This window comes from Nonomuraea sp. NPDC005501 (assembly GCF_040605905.1).
Taxonomy (GTDB): Bacteria; Actinomycetota; Actinomycetes; order Streptosporangiales; family Streptosporangiaceae; genus Nonomuraea.
Genome location: NZ_JBEXDT010000036.1, coordinates 65848 through 73469, shown reverse-complemented (window position 1 = coordinate 73469; position 7622 = coordinate 65848). Strand labels below are relative to the sequence as shown.

General features: G+C 73.0%; 6 protein-coding genes. All 6 read right to left on the bottom strand.

Annotated elements, in window-relative coordinates:
* Window positions 1-9 precede the first annotated feature (9 nt).
* The gene (locus ABZS51_RS19450; protein ID WP_355442620.1) at window positions 10-279 is read right to left on the bottom strand and encodes a glycosyltransferase; all 270 of its coding nucleotides are present in this window, start codon (window positions 277-279) and stop codon (window positions 10-12) included.
* Entirely contained in the window at window positions 276-2942 is a 2667-nt protein-coding gene (locus ABZS51_RS19445) for a CDP-glycerol glycerophosphotransferase family protein (RefSeq protein ID WP_355442617.1), read from the bottom strand. The genes ABZS51_RS19450 and ABZS51_RS19445 overlap by 4 nt, the downstream gene beginning before the upstream one ends.
* A gap of 88 nt (window positions 2943-3030) precedes the next feature.
* Window positions 3031-3783 (bottom strand): SRPBCC family protein, encoded by a 753-nt coding sequence (locus tag ABZS51_RS19440; protein WP_355442614.1) that lies wholly within the window; start codon window positions 3781-3783, stop codon window positions 3031-3033.
* Window positions 3784-3848: 65 nt separating this feature from the next.
* Window positions 3849-4703, bottom strand: coding sequence for a xanthine dehydrogenase family protein subunit M (locus tag ABZS51_RS19435; RefSeq protein ID WP_355442611.1), 855 nt, complete (start codon window positions 4701-4703; stop codon window positions 3849-3851).
* Complete coding sequence (locus tag ABZS51_RS19430) at window positions 4700-7111, bottom strand: xanthine dehydrogenase family protein molybdopterin-binding subunit (protein WP_355442607.1); 2412 nt, start codon at window positions 7109-7111, stop codon at window positions 4700-4702. The genes ABZS51_RS19435 and ABZS51_RS19430 overlap by 4 nt, the downstream gene beginning before the upstream one ends.
* Complete coding sequence (locus ABZS51_RS19425; RefSeq protein ID WP_310708403.1) at window positions 7108-7590, bottom strand: 2Fe-2S iron-sulfur cluster-binding protein; 483 nt, start codon at window positions 7588-7590, stop codon at window positions 7108-7110. Before ABZS51_RS19425 ends, ABZS51_RS19430 begins: the two co-directional genes overlap by 4 nt.
* Window positions 7591-7622 lie beyond the last annotated feature (32 nt).

Here is a 7622-nt window from a genome sequence, read left to right as displayed (position 1 = left end):
CACGGTCAGTTACGCGGCATCGAGCTGAACCCCCGGGCATATCGCACCCTGTCTCCCTCGCAGCTGGCCGACGCTGCCCGCCCGGCCGGCCGGGGCTCGGCCGATCACGTGCCGCCGGTAGCGCGGCTCGGCCACGTACCGGAACGGCGCGGCGGAGCGGTGCAGACCGACCACCCGGACCGCGTGGCCGCGCTCGGCCAGGCCCTGCGCGAGGGTGTGCGTGACCCGCTGGATCCCGCCCAGCGTGTCGGCGTCCAGGCACGCGAAGACGACGTTCACGCGGTCCTCTTCCCTTTCACGTGCTTCCCTTCCATGGGGGAGTCGCCGAAGAAGGCCGTCACCACCCGCGCCGAGGCGTCGCCGCGCTCCTCGGCGCACCACAGGGCGCGGAAGGCCGCGTACCGGTGCGCGTAGGAGGCGTGGACGGCGGGCAGGTCGCGCAGCCGGTCGATGAGCTCCCCGGTCGTCCGCACGCACGGGCCCGGGGCGATCGCCGGCAGGTCGTGGTAGACGCCGCGCTCACGCAGCCGGTAGTCGTCCCAGTCGTCGATGAGGAACAGCATCGGCCTGCCGGTGATCGCGTAGTCGCACATCACCGACGAGTAGTCCGTCAGCAGCGCGTCGGAGGCCAGCATCAGGTCGTTGACCTCGGGGTACCTCCCGGCCGGCCGGACGAAGTGCCGCAGGTGCCCGGGCACCGTGTACCGCTCGACCGGGTGCGTGCGCAGCACCACGACCCACTCGCCGGCCAGCTCCTCGGCCATCAGCTCCAGGTCGGCCCGGACCGACGCGCCTCCGCCCTTGGCGCTGTCGCGGTAGGTGGGCGCGTACAGCAGGATCCTGCGATCCGGCGGGATCTCCAGCCGGGCGCGGACGTCGGTCCCGGACACCCCGTGGACCAGCGCGTCGCAGCGCGGCGTGCCGTACCTGAGGATGGGGCCGGTGTAGCCGTTGGCGCCGGCGAACAGCCGCGAGAACTCCTCGCTGGGCGAGACGAGCGCGTCCCAGCGGGCGACGGCGGCGCGCCACACCTCGCGCGGCCGGTCGAAGTCGGCGCGCAGGTCGGGCGCGTCGAAGCCGATGGACTTGATGCCCTGGCCGTGCCAGGTCTGCAGGTAACGGGTGCCGCGCGGCTTCGGGTAGTCGAGGGGGAAGCCGTGGCTGTCCACCCAGATCCCGGCGCGGGCCAGCGTCCAGACGTAGCGCCAGCTCCCGCGGCGCACCGAGCGGGCCCCGGCGGGTACGTCGCCACGGCCCCGGGCCACCGACCACACGGTCTCGACGGGCAGGCCGCGCCGCCTCATCTCGTCGTGGATGGCGCGCGGGCTGCCGGTGCAGCCCTTTCCGACGTCCGACTCGAACAGCGCGAGGTCCCGGCGCGGGCGCAGGACGCTGATCAGCACACGGTACGCGAGCAGCTTGTGGCGCGGCCGGCCGGCGATCCTGATCATTTTGCGGGCGAGCCGGCGCGGCAGCGAGCGAAGGCTCGGACGCTCGCGGACCCGCAGGTACGCCGCATGGCCGGACGGTTCGAGCCGTACCCGGGGCAGCTCGACGGGCTCCGCGCCGGGGTGGAGCATGAGCCGGTCGGAGGTGGTGTGGCCGGTCGCGACGCTGGTGAAGGCGATCCTCGGCTCGCAGCCCCGCCGCACCGTGAAGGCCACCTCGGTGGTGTAGCCGCCCTCGCCGGACGGCAGCGGCCGGATGGGGACGCTCTCGCCGCCGAGCCGCAGGCGCGCCCGCCACTCCGGCGGCAGCGCGCCGAACGGGTCGTACGTGCGCACGGTCATGCGGACCCGCTCGCCGTCGGCGGACAGCTCCGTCACCTCGTGCCGCAGCCGGCTGGCGCTGAAGGGCAGCTCGGCCAGCCGCAGCGAGGTGATGTCCATGCCGGGGGAGACCGTGGTGCCCCAGTACGTGCGCCCGCCGGCCCGGACCGCGGCGCGCGGCGGGGCGTGGTCGCCGGTCAGCGAGGCGGCGGCCACCAGCAGGTCGTCGATCCGGTCCGTCAGGATCAGCTGGCAGCACACCCGCATCATGGGGTCGAGCCGGTCGACCACCTCGGCCGGGATCCGCTCCAGGTACGGCCGGACGAGCGCGGCGAACTCCTTGGCCCACACCCGGTCGCGCCGGGGCAGCGGGTTGAGGTAGACGCGCAGGTCCTGGCGCAGGAACCGCTCCTGCCGGTCCGGCACCAGGTCGTCCAGGCCGTATCGGCGCAGCACGTCGTCGCTGCGCCAGGCGGCGACGAGCCGGTGGCGCACGTTCTCCATCGCCTCGATGCGGAGCGAGATGGAGGACCCGTCGCGCGCCCGGTGCCACAGGTAGACGGGCCACGGGACGACGGCGAAGCGGCGGGAGACGGCGTACGCCTCGGTGGCGAAGACGTGGTCCTCGTAGTGGATGTCCTCGGGGAAGCGCAGCCGGTGCTCGCCCAGGAACGACATCCGGTAGAGCTTGTTGGTGGTGAACGAGTCGAGGAAGAGCCGGGGCTCCTCGCGGATGCCCTCCACGATCCTCCGCCGGGCGAACAGCTCGGGGTAGTAGCGCTCCGACCGGCCGTTCCACTCGTACAGGCGGGAGATCTGGCCGGAGACGAAGTCCGCGCCGGTGCGCTCGATCTCGGTGAGCAGGCTCTTGCAGGCGTGCCGGGGCAGCTCGTCGTCGCTGTCGAGGAACATGACGTACGGCGAGGCCGCGGCGTCGAGCCCGTCGTTGCGGGGCGCGCCGCAGCCGCCGCTGTTCAGCCCCCGGCGCAGGTGGCGCACCCGGGAGTCGGCCCGTACGAGGTCCGCGGCCACGTCGGGGGTGGCGTCCGTGCTCGCGTCGTCCACGACGATCACTTCGAGGTCGCGCAGCGTCTGGCCGAGGACCGATCGCACGGCCCTGGGCAGGCGGGCCGCGTCGTTGTAGGTGATCACGACGACCGTGCAGTCCGGCATGCCGGCTCCCCCCGTGAGTGCGTCACGTGGGGAGGGGATTCCCGAACTTCAGTGCACCGTGTCCCGTTTTAGGGTGATTTTGCGGTATTTATCGCATTAGCCGCCTGATCAGCCAGGCCGCGAACACCAGCGCCAGCAGGACGCCCGCGACGGGCGCGAGCCGCTTCAGCAGCGGGGTGCCGGCGAGCTCCAGCAGGTCCAGGGCCTCCTCGGCCGGCCGCTTCTCGCCCACCGTCTCCTCGGCCACAGTCTGCTTGCCCACCGCCTCCTCGGCCACCGCCTCCTCGGCCACCGCCTCCTCGGCCACCGCCTCCTCGGCCACCGCCTCCTCGGCCGGCGCCTGCGGGGCCGGCGCCTGCGCGGCCGGTGCGGCGGGCGGCTCGTGGGAGGGCTCGGCCAGCAGGTCGGCCAGGTTGCCCGCGAACCGGTCGATCAGCCGCCCGCCCACCTCCGTCATGACCCCGCGCCCGAACTGCGCGGGCCGCCCGGTCACGTGGAACGACGTCTCCACCGCCACGGCCGTCGTGCCGGCCGCGGCCGGGGTCAGCCGGGCCCGCACCGTGGCCGAGGCCGTGCCGGGCCCGCGCGCTTCCTTGCCCGACGCCTGCATCGTGAGCGTGTGGGAGTCCTTGTCCACGTCCTCGAACCGGGCCGAGCCGCGGTAGGTCACGGTGATGGGCCCCACCTTGACCTTCATCCCGCCGGTGAACTCGTCACCCTCGACCGCGTCGAGCGACGCCCCGGGAAGGCACGGCGCCACCCGCTCGACGTCGAGCAGCACCGCCCACGCCTGCTCGACCGGGACCGGGACGGTGAACTCGTGCTCGAACCGCATCGCCATCGGATCGCTCCTCACCATCGACACTACGTCCGAGACGGGCGCCCCGGAAGGGACGCCCGCCCGCGTCAGGGCGCCCCGGCGGCCTTGCCGACCGCGCGGTAGGTCAGCACCTTGGCCAGGTGCCTGCGGTAGTCCGGCTGCGCGTGCAGGTCGGCCGGAGGCGAGGTGCCCTCCGCCGCCGCCTCGCACGCCGCCCGTACCCGGTCGCCGAGCTCCACGCCCCGCAGCGCCGCCTCGGCCGCGTGCGCCCGGACCGGCGTCGAGCCCATGTTCGTCAGGCCGATCCGGGCCTCCTGGATCGCCCCGTCGGAGCGCTTGACGGCCGCGGCCACGCCGACGATCGCCCACGCCTGCGCCGTCCGGTGGAACTTCTCGTAGTGGTAGCCCCAGCCCTCGCCGAGCTTGGGGATCCGCACCCCGGCCAGGATCTCGCCCGGACGCAGCGACGACTCCAGGTAGTCCACGAAGAACTCCGCGGCCGGGATGTCCCGCTCGCCCCGCTCCGACCGGGCCACGAACACCCCGTCCAGCGCCAGCACCACGGCCGGCAGGTCACCGGCCGGGTCGCAGTGCGCCAGCGAGCCGCCGAAGGTGCCGCGGTGCCGCACGGCGGGGTCGGCCACCGTCGCGGTGGCCATCGCCACCAGCGGGCAGGCCGCGCCCACCACGGGCGAGCGCATCACCTCGTCGTGCGTGGTCATCGCGCCGATGTGGACGTGGTCGCCGCGGTCCTCGACGCCCGACAGCTCGGGCAGCCGGCCGACGTCGACCAGCGTCGTCGGGTACGACAGCCGCAACCGCAGCAGCGGCAGCAGCGACTGCCCGCCCGCCAGCACCTTGGCGTCCTCGTCGGCGGCGAGCGCCCGGCACGCCTCCTCCAGCGAGCCGGCGCGCACGTAGTCGAACTGCGCAGGGATCATGACCGTGCTCCTTCCCGGGACCCCCGCACCGCCCGCCAGACGCGCTCCGGCGTGCAGGGCATCCGTACGTCGTCGATCCCGCGCGGGCGCAGCGCGTCCACGACCGCGTTGACCACGGCCGGCGTGGAGGCGATGGTGCCGGCCTCGCCCACGCCCTTGACGCCGAGCGGGTTGCCCGTGGCGGGCGTCTCGGTGCGGTCCGTCGTGAAGGACGGCAGGTCGGCGGCCGACGGCAGCAGATAGTCGGCCATGGTCGTGGTCAGCAAGTTGCCCTCCGCGTCGTACACCGCCTCCTCGAACAGCGCCTGCGCGACGCCCTGCGCGATGCCGCCGTGGATCTGGCCCTCGACGATCAGCGGGTTGACGACCTTGCCGACGTCGTCCACCGCCACGTATGACCGGATCTTCACCATGCCGGTCTCGGTGTCCACCTCGACCGCGCACAGGTGGGTGCCGTGCGGGAAGGAGTAGTTGTCCGGGTCGAACGTCGCGTCGGAGTCGAGCCGCGCCTCCACACCCTCGGGCAGGTCGTGCGCCGTGAACGCGGCGAACGCCAGCTCCTGGATGGTTCGGCTCGCCCCGGTGCCCCGCACCCTGAACGCCCCGGCCTCGAACTCCAGGTCGTCCGGCGAGCACTCCAGCAGATGCGCGGCCAGCCGGCGGGCCTTGTCCTTCACCTTCTCGCACGCCCGGAGCACCGCCATGCCGCCGACGACCAGCGAGCGCGAGCCGTAGGTGTCCATGCCCTTGTGCGCGACGGCCGTGTCGCCGTGCAGCACCGTGATGTCCTCGAACGGCACGCCGAGCGCGTCGGCCACGATCTGGCTCCACGACGTCACGTGCCCCTGCCCGTGCGGCGAGGTGCCGGTGACGACCTCCACCTTGCCGGTGGGCAGCATGCGCACCGAGCCGTGCTCCCAGCCGCCGGCGCCGTAGTTGGCCATGCCGAGCATGCGCGACGGCGCCAGGCCGCACATCTCGGTGTAGGTGCTGACGCCGATGCCGAGCTGCACCGAGTCGCCCCGGTCGCGCCGGTCCGCCTGCTCGGCCCGCAGCTTGTCGTAGCCGAACAGCGCCATCGCCCGCTCCGTGGCCGCCTCGTAGTTGCCCGAGTCGTAGGTCAGCCCGGAGACCGTGGTGTACGGGAACTCGTCATGCCTGATCCAGTTGCGCCGCCGCGCCTCCAGAGGGTCGATGCCCAGCTCGGCGGCCAGCTCGTCCATGACGCGCTCGATGGCGTACGTGGCCTCCGGACGGCCCGCGCCCCGGTAGGCGTCGGTCGGCATCTTCGTGGTGAAGACGCCCGTGCAGGTGAACTCGTAGGCGTCCATCTTGTAGATCCCGTTGAACATCGACGCGCCCAGCATCGGCACCCCCGGGGTGACCAGCATGAGGTAGGCGCCCATGTCGGCCAGCAGCTCCACCCGGAGCCCCCTGATGCGACCGTCGGCCTCGGCCGCCAGCCGGATGTGCTGGATCTGGTCACGGCCGTGGTGGACGGTCAGGTTGCCCTCGGAGCGCGACTCGCTCCACTTGACCGGCCGGCCGAGCCGGCGGGTCAGCAGCAGGCACAGCACCTCCTCGGCGGTGACCTGGAGCTTCGAGCCAAAACCGCCGCCCACGTCCGGCGCGATGACCCGCAGCCGGTGCTCGGGGATGCCGGTCGTGACCGCCAGCATGACCCGCAGCACGTGCGGGATCTGCGTGGACGACCAGAGCGTGAACGTGTCGCCGTCGGTGCTCGCGAGCACCGCGCGGGGCTCCATCGCGCTCGGGATCAGCCGCTGCTGGACGTACGTCCGGTCGATGAGCACCGGGGCGTCCCGGAACGCCGCCTCCACGTCACCCGAGGTGATCCTGGCGCTGAACGCCTTGTTGCCGCCCTCGTGCACCTTCGGGCTGTCCGGGGTTAGCGCGTCGCGCATGTCCATGACGGCAGGCAGCGGCTCGTAGTCGATCTCGATCGCCTCCAGCGCGTCCGCCGCCCGGTAGCGGTCGACGGCCACCACGCAGGCGACGGCCTCGCCGGCGTACCTCACCTCCGACACCGCCATCGGCGGGTGGTCGGGGATCACGATGTCCTCGCTCACCGGCCACGCGCACGGCAGGCTGCCCTGCTCGGCCGCGAAGTCCTGGCCGCTGAAGGCGGCCAGCACCCCGGGGAGCCCGCGCGCGCCCGACACGTCCACCCGGGTGATCCTGGCGTGCGCCATCGGGCTGCGCAGGAACATGACCTGCACCATCCCCGGCTGCTGGAGGTTGTCGGTCCACCGGGTGTGCCCGGTGAGCAGCCGGGCGTCCTCCTTGCGCCGCCGGGCCCGGCCGACCTCCCTGCCGCCGACCGGCTCCGAGATCTGCCCGCTCTCCGCGATCTGCTCGCCGACCAGGCCGGGGTCCAGCTCCGTCATGGCGTCCTCACCGCCTGCCCCATCTCCTGGGCGCCCCGCCGCACCGCGCGCACGATGGTGCAGTAGCCGGTGCACCGGCACAGGTTGCCCTCCAGGCCGTGCCTGATGGTCTCCTCCGAGGGGTCGGGATCGTCCCTGAGGAGGTCGATCGCGGCCATGACCATGCCCGGCGTGCAGTAGCCGCACTGCAGCGCGTGCTCCTCGTGGAAGGCCCGCTGCATCGGGTGCATGGACCCGGCCGAGCCGAGTCCCTCGATCGTGACGACGTCGCAGCCGTCGGCCTGGACGGCGAGCACGGAGCAGCTCTTCACGCTCCTGCCGTCCAGCGTCACGGTGCAGGCGCCGCAGTTGCTGGTGTCACAGCCGATGGGGGTGCCGGTCTTACCCAGCCGCTCTCGCAGGAGGTGGACGAGGAGGAGCCGTGGCTCCACGTCCTCCTCGTATCTGACCCCATCGACGGTGATGGTGATGCGGGGCATACGTCCTCCCTCGAAGCAGGGGGGAATAACTG